At 59.8% G+C, this 22,409-nt stretch carries 21 protein-coding genes; 15 read left to right on the forward strand and 6 right to left on the reverse strand.

Annotation, left to right across the window (positions count from 1 at the left end):
* Positions 1–156: 156 nt before the first annotated feature.
* From AM571_RS33370 to AM571_RS33380, 3 genes are all read right to left on the reverse strand, one after another.
* The gene (locus AM571_RS33370; RefSeq protein WP_074065192.1) at positions 157–1,302 is read right to left on the reverse strand and encodes an ABC transporter ATP-binding protein; all 1,146 of its coding nucleotides are present in this window, start codon (positions 1,300–1,302) and stop codon (positions 157–159) included.
* Positions 1,303–1,430: 128 nt separating this feature from the next.
* Positions 1,431–2,369: a PfkB family carbohydrate kinase gene (locus AM571_RS33375; protein WP_074065730.1), complete on the reverse strand. Its 939-nt coding sequence runs from the start codon at positions 2,367–2,369 to the stop codon at positions 1,431–1,433.
* A 5-nt stretch (positions 2,370–2,374) separates the two neighbouring features.
* The gene (locus AM571_RS33380; protein ID WP_074065193.1) at positions 2,375–3,175 is read right to left on the reverse strand and encodes a class I fructose-bisphosphate aldolase; all 801 of its coding nucleotides are present in this window, start codon (positions 3,173–3,175) and stop codon (positions 2,375–2,377) included.
* A 237-nt stretch (positions 3,176–3,412) separates the two neighbouring features.
* Between AM571_RS33380 and AM571_RS33385 the strand changes: the two genes are divergently transcribed.
* Both AM571_RS33385 and AM571_RS33390 read left to right on the forward strand, forming a co-directional pair.
* Positions 3,413–4,174 (forward strand): DeoR/GlpR family DNA-binding transcription regulator, encoded by a 762-nt coding sequence (locus AM571_RS33385; protein ID WP_074065194.1) that lies wholly within the window; start codon positions 3,413–3,415, stop codon positions 4,172–4,174.
* A 170-nt stretch (positions 4,175–4,344) separates the two neighbouring features.
* Complete coding sequence (locus tag AM571_RS33390) at positions 4,345–5,370, forward strand: LacI family DNA-binding transcriptional regulator (protein WP_074065195.1); 1,026 nt, start codon at positions 4,345–4,347, stop codon at positions 5,368–5,370.
* Here the strand turns inward: AM571_RS33390 and AM571_RS33395 are convergent.
* Positions 5,358–6,311 carry an alpha/beta hydrolase gene (locus AM571_RS33395; RefSeq protein WP_074065196.1) on the reverse strand — a complete coding sequence of 318 codons (954 nt, stop codon included), beginning with the start codon at positions 6,309–6,311 and terminating at the stop codon, positions 5,358–5,360. The genes AM571_RS33390 and AM571_RS33395 overlap by 13 nt on opposite strands.
* Positions 6,312–6,320: 9 nt before the next feature.
* On the reverse strand, positions 6,321–7,469 hold the full coding sequence (locus tag AM571_RS33400; protein WP_074065197.1) for a Gfo/Idh/MocA family protein: 1,149 nt from the start codon (positions 7,467–7,469) through the stop codon (positions 6,321–6,323).
* A gap of 395 nt (positions 7,470–7,864) precedes the next feature.
* Between AM571_RS33400 and AM571_RS33405 the strand changes: the two genes are divergently transcribed.
* From AM571_RS33405 to AM571_RS33465, 13 genes are all read left to right on the forward strand, one after another.
* Complete coding sequence (locus AM571_RS33405; protein ID WP_074065198.1) at positions 7,865–8,686, forward strand: sugar phosphate isomerase/epimerase family protein; 822 nt, start codon at positions 7,865–7,867, stop codon at positions 8,684–8,686.
* 10 nt (positions 8,687–8,696) lie between these two features.
* Positions 8,697–9,773, forward strand: a complete 1,077-nt coding sequence (locus tag AM571_RS33410) for a Gfo/Idh/MocA family protein (protein ID WP_074065731.1) — start codon at positions 8,697–8,699, stop codon at positions 9,771–9,773.
* Complete coding sequence (locus AM571_RS33415) at positions 9,773–10,594, forward strand: sugar phosphate isomerase/epimerase family protein (protein ID WP_074065199.1); 822 nt, start codon at positions 9,773–9,775, stop codon at positions 10,592–10,594. Before AM571_RS33410 ends, AM571_RS33415 begins: the two co-directional genes overlap by 1 nt.
* Positions 10,591–11,424, forward strand: a complete 834-nt coding sequence (locus AM571_RS33420; protein ID WP_074065200.1) for an alpha/beta fold hydrolase — start codon at positions 10,591–10,593, stop codon at positions 11,422–11,424. Before AM571_RS33415 ends, AM571_RS33420 begins: the two co-directional genes overlap by 4 nt.
* Positions 11,421–12,140 (forward strand): ribulose-phosphate 3-epimerase, encoded by a 720-nt coding sequence (locus tag AM571_RS33425; RefSeq protein ID WP_074065201.1) that lies wholly within the window; start codon positions 11,421–11,423, stop codon positions 12,138–12,140. The genes AM571_RS33420 and AM571_RS33425 overlap by 4 nt, the downstream gene beginning before the upstream one ends.
* A complete protein-coding gene (locus tag AM571_RS33430) occupies positions 12,140–13,084 on the forward strand; it encodes an ROK family protein (protein ID WP_074065202.1) in 945 nt (314 codons plus the stop codon). Before AM571_RS33425 ends, AM571_RS33430 begins: the two co-directional genes overlap by 1 nt.
* 414 nt (positions 13,085–13,498) lie before the next feature.
* Positions 13,499–14,677, forward strand: a complete 1,179-nt coding sequence (locus tag AM571_RS33435; RefSeq protein WP_074065203.1) for an ABC transporter substrate-binding protein — start codon at positions 13,499–13,501, stop codon at positions 14,675–14,677.
* Positions 14,678–14,744: 67 nt separating this feature from the next.
* The gene (locus AM571_RS33440; protein ID WP_074065204.1) at positions 14,745–15,824 is read left to right on the forward strand and encodes an ABC transporter ATP-binding protein; all 1,080 of its coding nucleotides are present in this window, start codon (positions 14,745–14,747) and stop codon (positions 15,822–15,824) included.
* Complete coding sequence (locus tag AM571_RS33445) at positions 15,821–16,750, forward strand: ABC transporter permease (protein ID WP_132659782.1); 930 nt, start codon at positions 15,821–15,823, stop codon at positions 16,748–16,750. The genes AM571_RS33440 and AM571_RS33445 overlap by 4 nt, the downstream gene beginning before the upstream one ends.
* Complete coding sequence (locus AM571_RS33450; RefSeq protein ID WP_074065206.1) at positions 16,750–17,553, forward strand: ABC transporter permease; 804 nt, start codon at positions 16,750–16,752, stop codon at positions 17,551–17,553. The genes AM571_RS33445 and AM571_RS33450 overlap by 1 nt, the downstream gene beginning before the upstream one ends.
* Before the next feature lie 23 nt (positions 17,554–17,576).
* Positions 17,577–19,109: an amidohydrolase family protein gene (locus AM571_RS33455; protein ID WP_074065207.1), complete on the forward strand. Its 1,533-nt coding sequence runs from the start codon at positions 17,577–17,579 to the stop codon at positions 19,107–19,109.
* A 3-nt stretch (positions 19,110–19,112) separates the two neighbouring features.
* Complete coding sequence (locus AM571_RS33460) at positions 19,113–20,462, forward strand: thymidine phosphorylase (RefSeq protein ID WP_074065208.1); 1,350 nt, start codon at positions 19,113–19,115, stop codon at positions 20,460–20,462.
* A 6-nt stretch (positions 20,463–20,468) separates the two neighbouring features.
* The gene (locus AM571_RS33465; RefSeq protein ID WP_074065209.1) at positions 20,469–20,891 is read left to right on the forward strand and encodes a VOC family protein; all 423 of its coding nucleotides are present in this window, start codon (positions 20,469–20,471) and stop codon (positions 20,889–20,891) included.
* A gap of 16 nt (positions 20,892–20,907) precedes the next feature.
* On the opposite strand, the gene AM571_RS33470 is transcribed toward AM571_RS33465, so the two are convergent.
* Entirely contained in the window at positions 20,908–22,209 is a 1,302-nt protein-coding gene (locus AM571_RS33470; RefSeq protein WP_074065210.1) for an amidohydrolase family protein, read from the reverse strand.
* Positions 22,210–22,409 lie beyond the last annotated feature (200 nt).

Here is a 22,409-nt window from a genome sequence, read left to right on the forward strand (position 1 = left end):
ACAGACGGATCCGGACCTGCGGCTGCATCCAAGACGGCGTGCGTCCCTGGGCCGGTCTATGCACGCCAAGTGGCGTGGCGGAACGAGGAGCTTTGCGGTGAGAAGAAGCATGCTGTCTTGCGGCTGCCCACTGAGGCTCCGCTATCGCCGATCATGCTAGATTGCCAAATGCGTTTGTGGGTCGAAGAAGTGTAACTTGGCCGCATCGATGGCCAGATCTATCATCGCGCCCGGCCGCACCGAGCTGATGGCTTCGAATTTCGCTACGGCGTTTGCCGCACCGCTCAAATCCTCGACCGCATCGGGGTCGCCGGAGTCGATACGCACCGCTTCGATATTCAAATGAACGATCAGTTCCGAACCCAATTCCTCGATCGATCTTACGGCGGCTGGGATCGTCTCGTAGCGTGATCCAGATTCCAGACTGCTGTCGTAAAGGTCTTCTGGACGGATGCCGAAGATGATCGTCTTGCCGTTAAACCTCGTCAGAGCGGGAGAGCGCGCAAATGCGGTCGTCGATACCGGTATCGAAAAGGCGGGCAGATTGATCCTGCCGTCCTGCAGGCGGCCCTCGAACAGGTTCATGGACGGTGAGCCGATGAAACCCGCGACGAAGGCATTGACCGGGCGATTATACAATGCCTTGGGCGTGTCGACCTGCTGAAGGACGCCGCCCTTCAAGACCGCAACCCGGTCCCCCATGGTCAAGGCTTCCGTCTGATCGTGCGTTACATAGATCGTCGTCACACCCAACTGTCTTTGCAGGCTGACGATTTCGGCCCGCATTTGCACGCGCAGCTTGGCATCAAGGTTTGAAAGGGGCTCGTCCATGAGAAAGGCGGCCGGTTCGCGCACCATTGCGCGTCCCATGGCGACCCGCTGGCGTTGGCCGCCAGACAGCGCCGCCGGCTTGCTGTCGAGCAGGGTATGCAACTGAAGCGTCTTTGCAATTTCATGGACCCGCTTCGTGCGCTCGTCCTTGCTTTTGCCAGCAAGCTTCATCGAAAAAGCGATGTTGTCGAACACTGTCATATGCGGATACAGGGCATAGTTCTGGAAGACCATCGCGATATCCCGGTCCTTCGGCGCGAGATCCTCGACATTTTCCCCACCGATGCTCAGGGTTCCGCTGCTGATCTCCTCCAGTCCCGCGATCATGCGCAACGCAGTCGATTTTCCGCATCCCGAAGGACCGACGAGGATGAGGAACTCGCCATCATTTATCGTCAGGCTAAGATCCTTGATTGCGTGGAATTTCGTTCCGAATGTCTTGCAGATCCTGTCCAGTACAACAACAGCCACGGCACTTCCTCCCTACTATCATCGCCATCCGATCTTTCGGACAATCCTCCCGCCGCGACCGCAGATCGAAGCGAGCCGTCATCTGCACAAGCGCTCTTCCGATTGAAGGGCACCGGTGCAATGAACTCTCAGCCTGGAGGCGCAATCGGTCTGGGCACGGGCGCATCATCCTTGGCCAGCCACGCGAGACAGGCGCTTTGATCTGGCAGCGCCATACGGCCACCCGGGCCGGTCACGGCGATCGCCGCTGCGGCAGTTGCGTAAAGCGCGCAGGCGACAGGCTGCTTTTTCTGTGTAAGGGCAAAGGCATAGGCGCCGTGAAAACAATCTCCGGCGCCGGTCGTGTCGACCGCTTTGACCTCATAGGCTGGGACATGCCATAAAACGTCATCTCCCGTCTGCCTGATATAGGACCCCCGTTCGCCGTCGGTCAGAACGACTGCGGTCCGGTCATCAGACCACAGCTTGTGCAGGATCAATGTTGGATCGGTTGCGCAGGAATAAGTCTGCGCAAATTTCAATGGCAATACCAGGTGATTGGCTAAGCTCATCAATCGTCCGGTTGCAGGCCCGATCGCCCATTCAATGTCTGCCACCACCGCTAAGCCCAGCTTACGGGCGCGGGCAACAACCATTTCGGCGTGGACGGCATAGCCGTCGACCAACAGCACCTGGGCTTGTCCAAGCGTCTCATCGGTCACAGCCTCGGAGGTTCCGTGCGGTACATCATCGTCATAGGCAATGAACCTGTCGCCTTCGGATCCGACCGTGATCACCGAACGTATGGGCCTGGCATCTGGGCGACGCGGCGCAAAGGATATATCGACTCCGTGCCGCTCGAGCTCGCGGGCGCTGGCATCGGCGAGAGGCTGATCACTTAACCAGCCGACGAAACCAGCCCGCCCTCCCAGTTTTGCGACTGCAACGAGGGCCGTCGCGACATTGCCGCCGTGGTCCTGAGTTCGATTTGTCACCTTCCCTTTGCCGGCACTCAGCGGTCCGTCGACATAGATGATATCGTCGATCGCCAGGGCCCCAAAGCCCAGAACCTGAAGGTTGCGTGTCACCTGTGTCAACCGCCCGCGGCCGCGAGCGCCTCTTGCGGCTCCATACCACCGTGAATGACCAGCTTGAAGGCGCGTGCAGCCATCGTCGTGTCGCCGTGCCCCCACAGGTTTCGCCCCACCACGGCACCCTTTGCCCCCGCGCGCAAGGCATCGGAGGTCTGTGTCAGGGCCGCCAGCAGATTATCCGCCCTCGGACCGCCCGCGATAACGATGGGAACCGGACACGTGGCAACAGTCTCTTGGAATGAAGCGAAGTCCCCGGTATATCCGACCTTGATCACGTCGACCCCGGTCTCAAACCCGATCCGCACGGCATAGGCGATTTCATCGGGGGTGAATACGATCTTGCCGCCGTTTGAATAATCGCGCGGATAGACATGCGCAACGACCGGCATTTCAAAGCGAGCAGCGGCGTTGACGGTATCGGTAAGCCAGCGAATGTATTCGCCTTCGGTATTGCCGCGCACCGGAATGGCCACGGCCAGAGCATCCGCACCATAGCGTACCGCATCCTCAGGGGACGCGATCAACTGACGGATTCGATCGTCCGGCGTAAAGCAGCCGGCTTGAATAACCAGCGCCGCCTTGCCGGCATAGCCTGCCCACAAGTGACGCGCAGCTCCAGGCTGAATGCTGACATAGTCCGGCTCTCCGGCCATTACCCGCTTCAGGGCGCCCGGCAGATCCGCCAGACCACCCTCGCGGACGTTGCCATAGCCAACGAAGTGGTCGACGGCGCCACCGAATAAATGCCCTGACGGATGAGAAAACAGCCGTGACAGGCGAATCTTGGTTCCAAGGCCCATAGCAATGCCGTCCTTTATAGGTTCGATCTCGCGGGAGACCCTAACTCGAAAATAAACGAATACTCAATATTTCGATTTCTTTCGTTTTAATTTAAGTTTACGACTGCGAAGCTGACAAAGGCTGACATAGGCTTTTCTCTCGCCCTTTGAATAATATGGACGATGCCGTACTTTCGATTTTCGAAAGATCGGCAAGGCACAAGGCACCCTATTCGCAAGCCAATTCGAGGCTCTCACATGCTTGCAGAACAACGGCGACATCAGATTATTCTGGAACTTCAGCGGACCGGCCAAGCGCGCACCAGCCAGCTGGCGGAAAACTTCGGCGTCTCCGAAGTAACCATCCGATCCGACCTGGAAATTCTGGATGCCAAGAAGCAGCTCATCAAGACACATGGCGGTGCGATAGCTTTGCCGGCCAGTTCGCCCGCGGCTGCCTTTGAAGAACGTATGAACCGCAATTTCGATGCCAAACGACGCATCGCTCAGATGGCGGCACGCCAGATCATCGACAACCAATCCGTGGTCTTTGACAGCGGCTCGACTCTGCTGCAGGTCGCCATGCAAATGCCACCGGTCAACAATGTCGTGGTGGCCACAACCGCCATGAATATCGCGCAGCATCTGATGTATCGGCCAGGCTTGGACGTGCACATGATTGGCGGTCGGGTCTTTCCCAGCACTGTCAGCACGATTGTCTCGGATTCCGACAAGGCCGTGGGCGGTCTTGTTGCTCACCAGGCGTTCCTCGGCGCACATGCAATCGATCACTCGTTCGATGTCGTCGATGTCTCCGAAGACATCGCACGGACCAAACGCAATCTGGTCCGTATGGCGAGGCGCGTGATCCTGGTGGCGGATTCCAGCAAGTGGGATATTGGCGCATCCTCGAAGGCATTCTCGCTTTCGCGGGTCGATTTGATCATCACCGATACGGGCATGCCGCAGGGGATTCGCAGTCGTTTGGACAAACTAGGGGTCGAAGTTCGCTATGTATAGAGGGAGCGGCTACTGCTGCCGATTGTACTTTTTGTAACAAAAAAATTTTGCGCATGCGATCTTGTCAGGCTACAAACGCAGTTTGAAAAACATCACACTGACTGCCTTTGCGACATCAACGGACGCAGACGTTTCTTGGCGCAGAGAAACCAGAATTGCCAAGGGATAAGATGACGATCAAAACCATGGACGATTTCGCACGGTCCTGCGGCGTTTCTCGTCCAACGCTTTCGAGGTATTTCGATCGCCCGAGCAGCGTAAAGCCGGCGACGCGCAAACGCATCGAGGACGCGCTGTCGGCGTCCGACTACCGCCCCAATCTCTATGCCCGCAACCTCAACCGCAAGAGGACGCGCAACATTGGCATTCTCGTGCCCGTCATAACGGATCCATTCTATGCCGAAATGGTCAACCGTCTGGAATTACTCGTCCGTGGCGAAGGTTACTGGCCAATCGTAATCTCGTCCCACGGCCTTGCGGATCTTGAAGCCGAGGCTGTGAACACCCTAATGTCATTGAAGGCCGCTGGCGCGATCGTCGCACCTTTGGGTCTCGCTTCCGATCCTGGCATCTTCGAAAAACTTCGCGAGAACATTCCCATTGTCTACTTCGATACGTTCATCGAAGGAAACACGCTATTCGTTGGCAACAACAACGTCCAGAGCGTTGCGACCATTGTCGACTATCTCTGTCGATCGGGCGAGCCGCCTGCTTATTTCGACATTCCCCATGTCAATCACAATTCCGGGGAGCGGCTGGCAAGCTATATCGCCACGATGGAGTCGCTCGGATTTTCACCGGTGGTGTTTGGCAACACTGAGAGTTACGGCTGGAATTTCGAACATATGGGTTATGAGCAGACCGATGCGATGATCACGGCCGGTACGCTTCCGGGCAGGACAATTCTTTGCGCGAACGATCGCCTCGCCTTCGGCGCGATGGCAGCCGCCCATTCGCGCGGCCTGCGCGTCGGCCGCAGGAGCGACAGTGATCTCCGCATCGCCGCCCATGACGATCACCCCCTCAGCCGCTACACTTGCCCGCCATTGACGACAATGGCACAGGACTTCACGGCCATGGCGCGCAGCAGCGTCGAGGCGCTGCGTTCAATCCTGGACGAACCCGATGATTCTGAAGGGGCCACTGCACGAAAAATCATACTCGACGGGACATTGATGATGCGTCAGTCGGCTTGATCGACAAGGCTGCGCCATCCCGATACGGCCTCTTCCACCGCCCGCCGCGACGCCGAAATGTGCCGTCCCATGGAAACGAAGCCATGAATCTGATCGGGCCAACGCCGCAAGATTAAAGGGATACCGGCCTCGGCAAGCCGGCGGGCATAGGCCTCCCCTTCGTCTGCGAGGATATCGTGGCCAGCAATCGCCATGAAGGCCGGCGGCACACCCGCGACAGTCTCGACGACAAGGGGAGAGATGCGCCAATCGCCGATGTCGGTGGCATCGCGGACGTAATGATCCCGGAACCAACGCATCGTCGAGGCGGTCAGACCGTATCCTTCCGAAAACCTGACATAGCTGTCGGCTGTCTGCCTTGCGTCAGTGTTGGGATAGAACAGAAGTTGCGCCGAGATCTTCCGAGCAGCGCCATCTCGCGACAAAAGTGATAAGACAGCGGCCAGATTGCCGCCGGCACTATCGCCGGCGACCGCGATCCGATCTGGATCGATACCAAGCCAACTTGCCTGCTCCACCACATGGGCAAGGGTCGATACGCAGTCCTCCAAGCCAGCCGGAAACTTGTGCTCGGGTGCCAACCGATAGTCGGGGCAAAATACAATACAGGCACCGATATTTGCAAACCACCGGCAGATCTCGTCATGGGATTCAAGCGTGCCGACAACCCAGCCGCCGCCGTGAAGGTAGACAAGGGCCGGCGCATTGGCGATCGGAGCGCCCAGGCCGCGATAGATCCGGAGCGGGATCGGGCCGCCCGCCCCAGGTATCGTCCCGTTCTCGATGCCGGCAACTGCTTCGCGATCGCCCTGCAATGTCGGGCAACCGGCGTCATAGGCAGCGCGCGCCTCGTTCGCGGTCCCGAGTTCAAATGGCAACTGGTTGGCAGCGCGAGCGAGTGCCAGGACATGTGCAGCGCCGGGATCCACTTGATGTTCCATCCATTTCCCTCAAGCAAGCAGGCTACGCGCCTCATCTTCGCCGAGCAACGGTGGTCGCGCAACTGTGCCTGCAACCGCAGCCGCGCTGCGGCTCTCGCTGGACGCCAGGGTCGCTTCCATGATCTCGAGAACATGGAGCGCTAGGTCGCCGGAGGCGCGCGGCGCCGTGCCCTTGCCAAGCGCGCCGACGAGATCGGCAACGCCCAGCATGCGGTAATTGGCGCGGTCGGGAGCGTTAAAGGGCCAGTTTGAGGCGCCATACGGGTCGCCCTCGCTTTCGAAATCCTTCCATACCGCACCTCGCTCGGAGAGCGAAACTCTTCCGCCAAAGGTATCAGGATCGGGCAAGCGCAACGAAGCTTCGGTGCCGTGCAATTCGATCGGATGATTGGAGTGGCGAAAGACATCCCACGACGCACCGAAATTCACCGTCGCACCCGACTGAAACTCAAGAAGCGAGAGCACGTTGGTCGGCGTCGCGACCTTGAAGCTGGTGTTCTTGAAGGGGCCGTCAGCGGTGATCAGCCGCTCTTCTTGGCCTTTCGTCGCCATCGCCATGACGCTTTTCACCGGGCCGAGTAGATTGACGAGCATCGTCAGATAATAGGGGCCCATGTCAAAGAGCGGGCCGCCACCGGGCTGATAATAGAATTGCGGATTGGGGTGCCAATGCTCCATGCCGCGGCCGAACATGAAGGCGGTGCCGCTCACCGGTCGGCCAATCGCCCCTGCATCCATCAGGCTTCGCGCACGCCGGCCGGCGGCGCCGAGGAATGTATCGGGAGCCGAACCCAGCAAAAGACCCCGACTTCTGGCTTCGGTCACAAGCTTACGACCCTCGGCAGCCGACGTCGCAAGCGGCTTTTCGGTGAAGACGTGCTTGCCCGCACTAAGCGCCGACATCGTCACGTCGAAATGGACGGCCGGGATCGTGAGGTTCACGACAAGGTCGATTTCGGGATCGGCCAACAGCGCATCGACCGCCATTGCCCGGATGCCGTATTCCTTCGCCCTCAGCGCCGACATGTCAGATGAGATGTCTGCACATGCCTTCAGTTCGATGCCGGCAAACAGGGCAGCGTTGCGTAGATAGGTCATAGAGATATTGCCGCAGCCGATAACGCCGATGCCGAGCCTGGTTCCCAAATGTGCTTTCATAAATTGGCCTCCCCGCCAATTCAGATACTGCGACCATAATCGATGGGCATCGCTGCCGTGACAGCCGCTATAGAACATTTTATTTCTTGACGCGCGATAATTTTTTATAAAACATGCGGAAATAGAGAGCCAGCAGCAGCAGGCGGCTCGCCGTGCGAGGCAGGGGTTATTGATTGAGACGGGCAAGAACGTCGCTTGGCGAGCCGCGTTCTTCCTCGAGAAGGAGTTCGCGAGCAGGTGCGTTTTGAATGAGCATCGTGCAGCAGCGGCAGGTGATCTCATCTGGCATGGTGGAGGTTCACGCACCATCTCGGCCATCATGAATGGCGCCGATCATCCCGGTACAGCAACATATCATCGAAGGTCCGAGACGGGACGATATCAAGGAATAGGGCATGAGTATCAGGGACCTGAAAGTTGGCTGCCAGACGTTCACCTGGGAAATGCTCGGGAAAAACTGGAATGGCAGTCCGGACGATCTGCTGGAAGCCATTGCCCAGGGCGGCTATGCGGGCATCGAGATTACCGACACGATGATCGGCCACTACGCAGACAGTCCCAATGATTTCGCCGAAAGCCTTCAAAAACATGGCCTGACCCTCGTGGCCTTGGCGATCGGCTCGAAAAGCGGCTTCACCGTCAAGGAAGAAATCGAGAGCGATCTTAGGACCACACAGCGCTGGATAGATTTCGCGGCCGTCTTTTCTGGCGCCCTCGTTTCGATCGGCTCGGCGACAGTCGTCTCTGAAGGACCACGCAAGGCGAAATTCGAGATCGCCGCGGAGTTCTACAATCGCGCTGGCGAACTGGGCAAAGCATCGGGCGTGGATATCGCCCTGCATCCCAGCTCGCACCACAACACGCTGCTGTTCGACCGTGGCGATTATGACCGGATCTTCTCGCTCGTCGACGAGAACCTCGTCGGCTGGGTACCGGATACCGGCCATCTCCTGCGCGGCCATGCGGACATGATCGATACGCTGCGGACCTACCAGGACCGCATCCGCTATCTGCATCTGAAAGATGCCGATGCGAACGGCAAATGGGCCATGCTTGGCAAGGGGGGCTGCGATACGCCTGCCGTGATCGACATCGTCGCTGCGGCGCCAGGCTTCAATGGCTGGCTGGTACTGGAAGAGGAATCGGACACGGCAGCCGCTGACCCTGCGACTGCCGTCAGGGCGAACCGTGAAACGATGCGCCGCTATGGTGCCTGAGGAAGAAGTCATGATCCCCAAGGAAGATCGACGGCTGCGCGTGGGCGTGCTCGGCTGCGGCCCGATCGCACAGTTCGCCCATCTCCAGTCCTGCGCGAAGGCCAGGAATGCCGACCTTTATGCAATTTGTGACGCAGCACCCGACCTGCTTGCGCGCATGGGCGCGACATACGAGCCCCGCAAGATGTATTCCGATTATGACGCAATGCTTGCCGATCCGGAACTCCAAGCCGTCATCATCGCCACATCAGACGCCTATCACGTGCCGATGTCGATCAAGGCGCTCGATGCTGGAAAGCATGTTCTGTGCGAAAAGCCCACAGGTGTGTCGATCGAGGAAGGCCAGGCGCTCGCCGAGGCCGTCAAGCGCTCCGGCAAAGTGCTGCAGGTCGGCCACATGAAGCGATTCGACCCGGCACTGGAGGCTGCACGGGATTTTGTCCGTGACGACATCGGCGAGATTTTCGCGCTGAAAGCCTGGTACTGCGACTCCACCCACCGCTACACAAACACCGACGCAGTCCAGCCACTGCCAATCACCAGCAAGTTCGCCAGGAAACCCGCCGGAAATCCCAAGGCTGACCTGCGCCGGTATTTCATGCTGGCGCACGGTTCGCATCTCGTCGATACCGCGCGTTTTTTGTGTGGCGGGATCGTCGCGGTCCGAGCCCGGCTTCTCGAGCGTGCCGGCGCCTATTGCTGGTTCGTGGAAACCGAATTCGCCAACGGCGCGCTCGGACACCTCGATCTGACGGTCGCGGTCCGCATGGACTGGCATGAAGGCTTCCACCTTTATGGCGAAAATGGCTCAGTGATCGCCAAGACCTTCAATCCCTGGTACCTGAGGGCGAGTGAGGTCGAGATCTTCCACGAAAAGGACGCCACGACGCGCAAGCCGCTGGGAGCCGATGGGCACTTCTTCCGCAGACAGCTGGAAGGGCTAGCCGAGACCGTACTGCACGGCGCGCCGATGCGAGGTGCTAATATCCACGATGGCATCGCCTCCATCCGCGCCATGGTCGCCATCGCCCGCTCGGTAGAAACGGGCCAACGTGTGGAACTTGCAACCGTCACGGGATCGGTCTGATGCAGCTCGGCATCTTTGCAAAGACCTTTCCCGGTACCGATCCTCAGCGAGTGCTTTCGGCCGTGCGTGAAAATGGCTTTGCGACGACGCAGTTCAATCTCGCCTGTGTCGGCCTGCCGTCGATGCCAAATGCCGTTGCGCCGGAAACGATTGCCGCGATCGGTGCGGCATCCAGAAGTACCGGTGTTTCGCTGGCGGCGCTTTCAGGGACCTATAACATGGCTCACCCGGGAAAAACCGTGCGCGATACGGGATTTAAACAGCTTGCGATCGTGATCGAGACGGCAGCGGCCTTGCAGATTCCGCTGGTGACACTCTGCACCGGCAGCCGCAATGCCCAGGATCAATGGATGGGCCATCCGGACAACGCGCTTCCAACTGCCTGGGCCGATATGGCGGCCGAAATGGAAAAGGCGCTGGAACTTGCCGAGCGGCACGACATCTATCTTGGCATCGAGCCGGAACAGGCAAACATCGTCACGTCTGCCGCTGATGCGGTGCGGCTGATCAAGGAGATGGGTTCGAAGCGCCTGCGCATCGTGCTCGATCCGGCAAATCTCTTCGAGCGGGCAACGGCGGCCGAAGTGTCCGACATCGTCGAAAGGGCGGTCGATGTCTCGGCTGGTCACATTACGATGGCTCATGCCAAGGATCGCCACGCCGATGGCCGCTTTGCGACAGTGGGTCAGGGTATCGTCAATTTCCCAGCCTTCGTCGACAGTCTGCGCGTGACCGGTTTCGACGGTCCGCTCGTCGCGCACGGTCTTGCGGCAGTGGAAGCACCCGCCGTCGCCAGGTACCTTTCGGATCTGGTCCGATGAAGACGCACATCACCTTCAGACGAGACGACGCCGATCTTTCACTCCACGAGAGCGGGGCAGGCGACGCCTTGGTCTTTCAACACGGGCTCGGAGGCAGCGAGGCGCAGGTCGCCGAGGTTCTCCCTCAGGGCCTCGACTGGCGGCGGATCACGACTGAGTGCCGCGGGCATGGCAGTTCGACGCTCGGCACGCGGCGCCCCTTCTCGATTGCGATGTTTGCAGCCGACATCATCGCCGCTGCAGACGAAAAAGGTATAGGCCGGTTCATCGCCGGCGGCATCTCCATGGGCGCAGCCATCGCGCTGCATCTGGCAAAAACACATCGGGAACGCGTCATGGGCCTCATCCTGGTACGGCCGGCCTGGTCGTTTGCTCGCGCTCCCGACAACCTCGAACCGATCCGCGAAATCGCGGCACTGCTTCGATCCCGTTCGCTTGCCGAAGGCCGGGCGATCTTTGCAAGCTCGCTAACGGCCGAGCGCCTGCGCCTGGAGGCGCCGGACAATCTTGCTTCCCTGCTCGGCTATTTCGAACGCCCGGATGCGTTGGCCTTTGCCGACGTACTGGACGACATCGCTTCGGATGGAACCGGCGTTTCGCAAGAGGATGCGGCAAGCCTCGCTATTCCCGCTCTGGTCCTCGCCAATCGGCAGGATGCCATTCACCCTCTCGCCGTCGCGCAATTGATGGCCGATAGGCTTCCAGATGCGCACTTCCTCGAAGTGCCTGCAAAGGCAGCCGCTCGCGAAGCGCATTTCGCCGCAGTGCAAACGGTCATCCGGCAATTCCTCGACACGCAATTCAAACATCGGAGCCTTGCTCATCCATGACGTCGAAATCTCTCTTGGGTGGCGCCATCGCCGCATTGCCCCGGCACAGACTGCTCGGCGAATTTTCGCTCTGGTCCGCAGATCTTGCCAACGTCGAGCGCGACCTTCACCGCATCGAGCCCTATGTCGATCTTCACCATATCGACGTTGCCGACGCGCGTTTCACGCCTGGCTTTCTGTTCTTTCCCGATTTTGTCGCCCGCATTGCCAAGCTGACGGCAAAACCCATTCATGTGCACCTGATGGTCGAAGCCGAGATTGTCGAGGAGCAAACACGCCAGTTCATCGAGGCGGGCGCCGATCTCGTCAGTGTTCATGCCGAGACCGGCGAAGCCGGTTTGCGCGCGATAAAACTTGCAAAGCGGCTCGGGGCAGAAGCCGGCGTCGTTCTGCGGCTGGAAACACCGGTCGCCGAGGCAGAACCGTTCCTCGCCGAGGTCGCCTTCTTCACGCTGCTCGGGACGTCGATCGGCGTCAAGGGACAAAGCCTTTCGGACAAGGCCTGCGGGCGACTGGGCGAAGCGCGGTCGATGATCAGGCGTGCCGGACGCGAAAAGGCAATTGTCCTTGCTGCAGACGGCGGCATTCGCGAACAGACCGTTCCGCTGTTGCGGGCAGCTGGGGCGGAGACGGTCGTGCTCGGATCACTGGCGTTCGGCGACGAGGATCTGCCAGGTCGTATTGCTTGGCTGCATGCTTTGGAAAGCCCGTTCTGATGAGCAGGATTGCGCTTGCATTCGATCTGGGCGGGACGGAGCTGCGCGCCGCACTGGTTGGTGACGGTGGCAATCTGCTGGCGTTCGCCTCCATGCCAACACTTGCCAACGATGGACCGGATGCGGTCATCGAGCAGATCGCGATGCTCGCGCAGAAAACCTGTTCGCAAGTTCCCGACGCCAAGCCGCTTGGTATCGGCATCGGAGCGCCTGGCCCGCTCGATCCGGTCGCGGGCATCCTTACCGCACCACCAACCCTGGCGGGCTGGCGTGAAGTCCCGCTTGCGAGCCGCCTTCAGGACCGCTTGAACCTGCCTGTGCGGCTGGAGAACGATGCGAACGCCGCCGCTCTCGGCGAATGGCATTTCGGGGCCGGCCGCGGCGCGGCCTCGCTGGTTTTCGTCACCGTGTCTACCGGCATCGGCGGCGGGGTGATCTCCGACGGCCGCATCGTGCATGGACGCCGAGGGCTCGCAGGCGAAATCGGCCATATGACCATCACGAGCGAGGGCGATCGATGCCTTTGCGGGGCGGTGGGCTGCTTCGAGGCTGTAGCGTCGGGTACTGCGCTTGGCCGGCGTGCCACCGCTTTAACAAAGCCAGGCGACGGCTCGACGCTGCGAAGGCTGTCGCGCGAGGGCGACGTGACGGGCCGACATGTCGTCGAGGCTGCGCGAAGCGGTGACGAAACAGCACTTGGGCTGATTGACAGGGAAGCACGCTGGCTGGGCATCGGCTTCACCAATCTGCTCCATCTCTACTCGCCCGATATCATCGTCATGGGTGGTGGAATTTCCTATGGCTATGATCTGCTTCGCAAACCGATCGAGGCGACCATTCAGGAGCGAGCGATGCCGGCCTATCGCGACGTGCCGGTTGTGCCGGCGCAGCTCGGCGGGCATGCCGGCTTGGTGGGCGCCGCAAGCTTGATCCTTCTCAATTGAAAGATGCCCGCAAACTGCAAGATTTTTCAAGGCTGGATCCCGAGCCCAACGAGGCTCGAACCTTCGAAAATGAACAGCATTTTGCAGGGGATTCGAGCACTGCGGGCAGCCTCAGAGCGCAGTGACATGCCCCCTATGACGCGTCTAAACAGTCTCACGCCTCCTTGGCATCCCTGCATTGGTAGCGGTGCAAGGGACGTGTAATCGCCCTGGCCCGTGCCCTAGCGCCCCAACCTTCATATTAAGCTTGACCGAGAGTGGAGAAAAATTGACCAAATGGTCAGTTTTTGATCTCCACCTCAACGGGACCTCTCTCAAGGAAACAAAATTACCTCGCCTTTTCCGCCACTTAAGCATTGGCACAAATTTTGCGTTATTTTAACTGCAATTGCACAAGTCAATCAGGGGAACAACATGACGCAGAAGACTTCCTTGGAAAGCGAGACTTCAGCTTCGGCGACGACCACTCTGTCTCGACGCAACTTTTTGAGAACGACGGCCGCCGGCGCTGCGGCGACTGCGCTCGGCAACTTCACGATCTTTTCGCGCCAGGCACGTGCAGCAGAGCCGCTGCGCGTACTGTGCTGGCCAGGGTATGAAGAGCGCGACGTCATCGGCGAGTTCGAAGATCTCTACAAGACGAAGGTGGAGTTCAAAATCTATATTGGCGGCGAGCAGATGCTGCAGTTCTTTGCCCAGACCCCGCCCGGCACTTTTGACGCCATCATCTCCGACGCCGAATATGTCCAGAAGCTGAAGGCCAGCAAGGCCATCGATGCTTACAAGACCGATGGGTTCGCAGAACTTGCCAACTATCATCCGAAGTTCCGCGATTTTTCCCCGACCAAAGGGGAGGCAGCCGGCACGGTTTACGGCATCCCAACACGCTTCTCCTTCTACGGCATTTCCTACAATACCGACGAGATGTCGGCAGAAGAGGCGACCGACTGGAACACGCTGCTCGATCAGAAATATGCAGGTAAGATTGGCATGTTCGACTGGTATCTGCCAAATCTCGGCAACGCCAGCCTGGCCATCAATCCCGGCAACCAGACCCCTTACACGATCAGCGACGATCAGCTTGCCAAGGTCAAGGAGTTCCTGACCAAGCTACGGCCGCAGATCGGTATGTTCGGCTCTTCCAACCAACCGATCGCGCAGGCAATGCTCGCCGGTGACATCGTCGCCTCCCCGACCGGCGACCTCGACATTGATCTGAAGCTTGCAGGCTACGACAACTTCTCATCGACAATCCCGAAGCAGGGCGGCATCCGCTGGCAGGAAGTGGCCTGCGTGTGCTCGGCCTCGAAGAACAAGGACCTCGCATTGGAATGGGTCAAGTACATGACCTCCCCCAAGGTCCAGTCGAAACTCGTCTATACGAAGGCTTTCAAAGCACGCGGCCCGAACATGAAGATCGTCGACTACTGGGATGACGAGCAAAAGAAACTGCTCTCCTATGTCCCGGACCCGCAGAACCCCGGCAAGATGCTGGTCGAGACGCTGATCGATCGCTCGATGCCGCGTGGTCTGCCGACGAACCAGCCCGAACAGGCCTGGATCGATATCTTCAACGAGTTCAAGACAGCCTGATCCCCTTCGTTCAAGCCAAGCGTCCCGGATATCCCGGGATGCCGCTCCATATCGTCCCGGATGCCCCATGACCCCTCCCCCCGCCGATCTCGAACTTCTGTCGATCACCAAGCGCTTCAGCGATTTCGTTGCAGTGGACTCGGTCAACCTTAAGGTGGGACGCGGGGAATTCGTGGCGATCATGGGTCCTTCCGGCTGCGGCAAGACGACCCTCCTGCGCATTATGGCCGGTCTTGAGACCGCAACGTCCGGCCAGCTCTATGTCCGTGGCAACGATGTCTCGGACGTGCCGGTCAACCTGCGTTCCACCCGGCTCGTATGGCAGAACTACGCGTTGTTTCCGCATCTCGACGTGGCCGGAAATATCGCCTTCGGCCTGACGTTGAAGCCCCATGATAAGGCGGTCGTTGCTGGCAAGGTGAAGGCGATGGCCGAACTCACCGGCCTTTCCGACTTCCTCGGGCGCAAGATCGGCCAGCTTTCCGGCGGCCAGAAGCAACGGGTAGCACTTGCCCGTGCCCTTGTCACCGAACCGGAAATCCTGTTGCTCGACGAGCCGCTGTCGGCTCTCGACGCGCATCTGAGAATCCGCATGCAAGGTGAGCTGCGCCGCATCCAGCAGCAGCTCGGCATGGCCTTCATCTACGTCACCCACAATCAAATTGAGGCCTTCTCCATGGCAGACCGGGTTGTGGTCATGAACAAGGGCCGGATCGAACAGATCGACGGACCTGAGGAAATGTATGCCCGGCCGAAGACGGAATTCGTCGCCAGCTTCGTTGGAACCAACAATCTTTTTTCCGGGCGTATTCAAGCAATCGGTTCGGGAACGGCGCTCGTCCATTGCGCCCATGGCCAAGTGAACGTCGCGATCGATGATCCGCCACCGGTCGGCACCGCGGTCGTCGTGGTGGTGCAGGCCGACAGGCTCTCAAGCACGCCGACCGGCGCGAGCGGCGAAAATCGGCTCGAGGCCACCTTACGCGGGCGTGAATATGGGGGCTCCCACAATGTCTACCTGCTCGACCTGATTGACGGCACCGAGGTCAAGATGATCGTGCAGCAGGTGCTGCCGGTCGAGATCAACCAATCGGTCAGCACGTATTTTGCACCCTCTGATGCCTCACTAATCAGGGGAACGGTATGACGACAGTGCCCGGTGCACCATCCTCGAAATACATGAAGACACCAAATGACAGCCCGTTGAAGGTGTGGTTTCTTGCTCCCCTTGCCATCTGGCTGACCGTTCTCTTTCTTCTGCCGCTGGTGTTTCTTCTGTGGATCGGTTTCTGGCGGGTCGAGAATTTCCAGGCCGTTCCCGATCTCTCGCTCGGAAATTATCAGGAGATTTTCGCGAGCTTCTTCTCCCGCTCCCGCTACGGCCTGGCCCTGGTCCAGTCTCTTTGGGTGGCCGCCACCACGGCCGTTTTCGCCGTCGTCTTCTCCTACGTGGTGGCGCTTGCGATCGCTTTTGCGGTGCCGGCGCGCTGGCAGAGGCTTGCGCTTCTGGTTGCAATCGCGCCCTTCTGGTCGAGCTATGTGCTGCGCCTTTATTCCTGGCAGACGATCCTGTCGCGCAACGGCGTGATCAACTCGATCCTCAAGCAGGTAGGCCTGTCCGAGTACCGCATCGACATCATCTATACGCAAGTGGCCACCCGCATCGGGCTCATCCATTACCTGGCGCCGATCCTGATCGTTATTCTCTACGTCAGCATCCTTGCCATCGACCGGGTGCTGATCGAGGCGGCACGGGAACTGGGCGCCACCCGCTGGCAGGCCTTTACCCGCGTCATTCTACCCTTGTCACGATTCGGGCTGATGACCGCCGCAAGCTTTGCCGTTATCGTCTCGCTCGGCGACGCGCTTTCCGGCAATCTGCTCGGCGGTGGTGCCGGTGCCTCCATCATCGGCAAGCTGCCGACCTATGCTGGCATGATCATGTCGGACTATTCGAGCTCTACGAATCTGCCTCGCACTTCGGCGCTCGCAACCATTCTGATCGCCGTCATGGTGCTGACGCTGGCCGTCGGCTTCGTTCTGGCTGACAAGGCACGGCGGAGGATCGGCTGATGCGCGCCAATCCCTGGATCCTGCTCGGCCGGCTGTGGCTCGGCCTTGCCTATGCCTTCATGTTCCTGCCGCTTGTTGTACTCGTGCTCTTCTCGTTCCAGAAGAACCGCTTTCCCGGCTTCCCGCTGCAGGGATGGACGCTGCAATGGTACGACAAGCTGTTCACCGATGGCACGCTGATCAAGGCGCTGGGCAACACGTTGATCGTCTCGCCCGCCGCAGCCTCGGTTGCAACTGTGATCGCCTTCCTCGCGGCCTATGCCTTCAATCGTTTCACCTTTCGCGGAAAAACGACGTTTCTAGCCATGGTGACGCTGCCGATCCTCATCCCGCCACTCATTCTCGGCGTCGGCTTTCTCGGGCTTCTTGCGCGTTTGCACCTTTCGGGCACGCTGTTTGCCGTTTTTTTGACCCATGTCGTGTTGATCGTCGCGCCGGCGCTCGCCATTATCCAGCTGCGGCTGTCGCAAATGCCGGCCTCCCTGGAGGAAGCCGCCTGGGACCTCGGCGCAACCCAATGGCAAGCGGTCACCCGTATCGTGCTGCCCTTTGCCCTGCCCGGAATTCTTGGCGCCTGGCTGCTCGCCTTCACCTTCTCCTTCGATGAGTTCATCATCGCCTGGTTCGTCTCGGGCTTCCAGCCGACCCTGCCGGTCGCGATATATTCGGTGCTCGTCGCCGCGATCGATCCGTCGCTGAATGCCATCGGCACCATCGTCTTCGCCATCTCCTGTCTCGTGCTCGTCGGCCTGGAGCTGGTGCTGCTACCGCTTTTGATCGGCAAGTCCGAAAGCCGATCATAACCCAACTCAAACCCGAGTGACCCATGAGCCTGTTCTTCCGAAATGCCACCATTTTGTCCATGGACAAGGTTCATGGGGTAACTCCGTTTTCCGGCGACCTGCTCGTCGAAGGCGACCGCATCGTGGCGATCGGGGCGAACCTTCCCGTGCCAGCGGGGGCGCGCGTCATCGATGCTGGCCGCAAGCTGTTGATGCCGGGCCTCGTCAACGCACACCTGCATTCCTGCGAGACCTTCTTCAAGGGCCGCTACCACGGCATGCCGCTCGAGGTCTGGATGCTCTATTCCTACCCGATCCTAATGAAGGAACCGATCTCCGAGCGGCTGCTCTACCTGCGCAGCCTGCTGACGGCAATGGAATCCCTGAAGGCTGGCGTCACGACGCTGGTCGACGACTTCTTCGATCCACCCGGCTTCGATTTGAACCGCCTGAAGCTCGTTTTCGACGCATACGACCACGCCGGCATCCGTGCCAATGTCTCCCATTGCGTAATCGACAAGCATGTCTTCGACACCATGCCCTATCTGCGCGAACTGATGCCGCAGGACCTGCAGGACGAGGTGGAAGGTCCCTCGATCACCCCGGACGAATATATAGCCTACTGCCAAGCGGTCTTCGCAACCCAGCATGGCCGCGCCGGCCGGCTCGGCTTCATGATCTCTGCCTCTGCGCCGCAGCGGTGCTCCACCGAGATGATGCAGGCCGGCATGGGCATGGCACAGGCGAAAGGCGTGGCATATCACACCCATGTTCTGGAAACGAAAACGCAGGCGGTCACCGGGCCAAAGTTCTACGGACGGAGTCTGATCCGCTACATGCACGAAATCGGCATTCTCACGCCCAATACCACGATCGCCCATTCGATCTGGGTGAGTGACGACGACATTGCGCTGATGGGTGAGGCAGGCTGTTCCGTTGCCCACAATGCCATTTCCAACCTGAAACTGGGCTCCGGCATCGCGCCCATCCGTCGGCTGCTCGATGCCGGCGTACATGTCGGGCTCGGCACGGACGGGCTTTCCAGCAACGACACGGCCCGCATCTTCGACGTGATGCGCTTGGCCGCCCTGCTGCACGAAATCGCCACACCCGATACCGAGCGCTGGATGACGGCGGCCGAAGTGCTGCGCTCGGCCACGATAGAGGGCGCCCGCACGGCAATGCTCGGCCAGGTCACAGGCTCGCTCGAGGTTGGCAAACGCGCCGACCTCTTGATGATTGATCTTTCCGGCTATGATTACATGCCGTTGAACCGGCTCGATCATCACCTCGTCTATTGCGAAAACGGTTCCAGCATCCGCATGGTGATCGCCAATGGCGAGGTCGTCGTCGAGGACGGCAAGCTGTTGACAATCGACGAGGCGGAGATCTTCGCCGAACTTGGCGAGCTCTTACCTGCCTATCTTGCCGAGCACGCCTATCTCGAAAATCTAAACGCCCGTTTCGAGCCATATATCCGAGAGATGTACCGACGGGCGACCGTCCAGAATATCGGCATCAACCGCTACCAGGGCGACATGCCGCTCTGGCCCGGCCCCGACCGGCGGGCAGGCTGATCGATGTCGCTCTTCCTGCCGGCCCAGGTCATTCGCGCCAAGCGCAATGGCGAGCGATTGTCCGATGGCGAGATCAGCCGCTTCGTCGAGGGCATCACCAAGCGCGAGGTCTCCGAAGCGCAGATCGCTGCCTTCACCATGGCGGCCTTTCTCAACGGCATGACGCCGCAGGAGACGGCCGCGCTGACACTTGCCATGCGCGATTCAGGTAAGGTCGTCGACTGGTCAGGCTCCGGCATTGCGCACCGAACGATCATCGACAAGCATTCGACCGGTGGCACCGGCGACGAGAAGGTAAGTCTCATCCTTGCGCCACTTGTCGCAGCTTGCGGCGTCCATGTGCCGATGATCTCGGCCCGCGGGCTTGGCCATACCGGCGGCGAGGTGGACCTGATGGAGGCGATCCCCGGCTGTGATATCGCTCCGCCGGCGGACCGGTTCGTTTGCGCGATGGCAACGGCGGGCTCTGCGATCATCGGGCCGACGCGGGAGCTTGCTCCGGCCGACGCTGCGATCTATTCCGTGCGGGATGTGACAGCAACGGTAGAATCGATTCCACTGATCACCTCGTCGATCCTGTCCAAGAAGCTCGCATCCGGCGTTTCAGGCCTGGTAATGAGCGTCAATTACGGATCCGGTGCTTTCATGCCCACCTTTGACGATGCCAGGGCGCTGGCAGAAAGCCTGATTTCGGTCGCCGAAATCGTGTCGTTGCCGATCGTTACTCTGCTGATCGACATGGACGAGGTAATGGGGGATGCGATTGGCAGCCGGCTCCAGGTGCGAGAAGCCATCGACTTCCTGGGCGGGCAAAAGCAGGAGGGCCGCCTGCGGCGTCTCGTCATCGCTCTATCAGCCGAGATCCTGTTGATGGCCGGGCTGGCGACGTCTACAGAGGAAGCCGAAACGCTGCTCGAGGCCCGTCTCGCCGACGGTTCCGCACTCGATCGTTTCAGCCGGATGGTCGCCGCGCTCGGCGGCCCCACCGATCTGATCGAAAACCTGGATGAATATTTCCCGACTGCGCCCGTCGTCGCACCGGTGCCGTCCAGTGCTGACGGTCATGTGCACAGGATCGACGCCTATTCGATGGGGCTCGCTATGGTCGGCCTCGGTGCCGGGCGGAAGATCGCCAGTGACTCAATCGATCACGATGTCGGACTTACCGGGATGGTTCATGTCGGTGACCTGACCAAGGCGGGCGATCCGCTGTGCGTGCTTCACTGCCGTTCGCAAGCCGATTTCGACACGGCAGCGCAGGCAATCCGCGCCGCCGTCCTTGTTGAACCCGCTCAGCCGGAGCGCCGGCGCGTCGTCACCGGGCGCCTTTCCACACTCAATCAGAAGAGCTGAAAGATCATGGCTTTTGCCCAGGACCACGCGATCACCGACATCTGCATTCTCGTCAAGGACGTTGAGCGCAGCATCGACTTCTATGTCGAGAAGCTCGGCTTCAAGATCAACCGGCGAGCCGAAGGCTTTGCCGAATTCCACGGCGCAGGACTGACGCTCGCCTGCTGGGAAATAGACCATTTGAGTAAGCACACTGGTGTTTCCAATGGCAAGGCAGCCGGCCATCACAAGGCATGTATTGCCGTGCGCGTGCCTTCGCCATCGGCTGTCGACGACGCCTATGGCGAACTTAAGCAGAAAGGCGTCTGCTTCTACGGAGAGCCGACCGACTATGTCTGGAACGCACGCGGGGCATATTTCAGCGGCCCCGATGACGAACTCTGGGAAATCTATGCGTGGAAGGAAGGCGGCTCTGCCGGAGATTTTTGAGCCACTTCGGCTCACTTCAGCTGGAGCGCGCCTCGACTGGCGCGTAACGCCAGGGCTCCACGGTCGAAGGCCGGCCTTCCAGGGAAAGCATCGCCATGCGCGGGGCCGTTTCCGCGATCACCTTGCCGCGGCGGACGACGGAGAGCCGGTTCGCCTTCAGCCGGATGGCTTCAATCGTATCGCGCGCCTCCAGAAGGACGAAATCGGCGTTGCAGCCAGGTGCCAGGCCGTAACCACCAAGACCGAACACCCTCGCCGGATTCTCCGTTATCGCCCGGAAGCAAGATTTCACGGCGTCGCGGCTCGTCATGTGGCCGGTATGGACCGCCATATGGGCCACTTCCAGCATGTCCGCACTGCCGAACGAATACCAGGGATCCATGCAGGAATCCTGGCCGAAGGCAACGTTGACGCCAAGCGCCATCAGTTCCGGTACGCGCATCATCCCTCGCCGCTTCGGATAGACGTCGTGTCGTCCCTGCAGGACAATATTGGCGAGTGGGTTCGGGACGCAGTGGATTTCCGCCTCGGCAATCAGCGCCAGCAGCTTGGAGGCGTAATAGTTGTCCATGGAATGCATGGACGTCAGATGCGACCCGGCAACGCGCCCCTGCAGCCCGAGGCGCTGGGTCTCGAAGGCAAGGGTCTCGATGTGACGGGACAGCGGGTCATCGGTCTCGTCGCAATGCAGGTCGACCATCAGCCCGCGCTCAGCTGCGATTTCGCAAAGTGCTCTCACCGAAAGCCGGCCGTCTTCCATCGTGCGTTCGAAATGCGGAATGCCGCCAACGACCTCAACACCCATGTCCAGGGCTCGAACGAGATTGCCAGCGGCCGTCGGCGATCGGTAAAAGCCATCCTGGGGGAAAGCCACGAGCTGCAGGTCGAGATAGTCCCTCACCAGATCCCGCACCTCCAGCAGCGCCTCGACACCGACCAGGCGGTCGTCGCAGACATCCACATGGGAACGCACGGCAAGCAGACCCTGGGCGACGGCGAGATCACAGTAGCGAAGTGCGCGCTCGATGATGGCCTGTTTGTCGAGCAGCGGCTTCAGTTCGCCCCAAAGCTGGATTCCTTCCAGCAGGGTTCCCGACTGGTTGAGCCTTGGAGTACCGAGTGACAGGGTGGCATCCATATGGAAATGGATATCGATGAAGGGCGGCGTGACCAGCCTTCCGCCTGCGTCGATGACACGTCCGGCCTCCCCGGTGATATCGCTTTCGACGGCAACGATCTTGCCGCCGGTAACGGCAATGTCCATGCCGATGCGATCATCGGGAAGATTGGCATTCTTGATGAGGAGGTCAAAGGGCATGGCTCGGCTCCGTACGTTTCATCGATGTCACCCCCCTGGGCGCCGAATTCCTTGTCGGAATGGTCGTCTTATGGAAACAGAGTAGACGCTATCTGACCAAGTCGTCAATTTAGCCTCATGATTCTGCTTACTGAAAAGCGAAAAACAGTGCTGTTGCCATGACAGTCGCAAGTTTATATTGCACGACAAGAGCAGAGCTG

The sequence above is a fragment of the Rhizobium etli 8C-3 genome, assembly GCF_001908375.1.
GTDB lineage: Bacteria > Pseudomonadota > Alphaproteobacteria > Rhizobiales > Rhizobiaceae > Rhizobium > Rhizobium etli_B.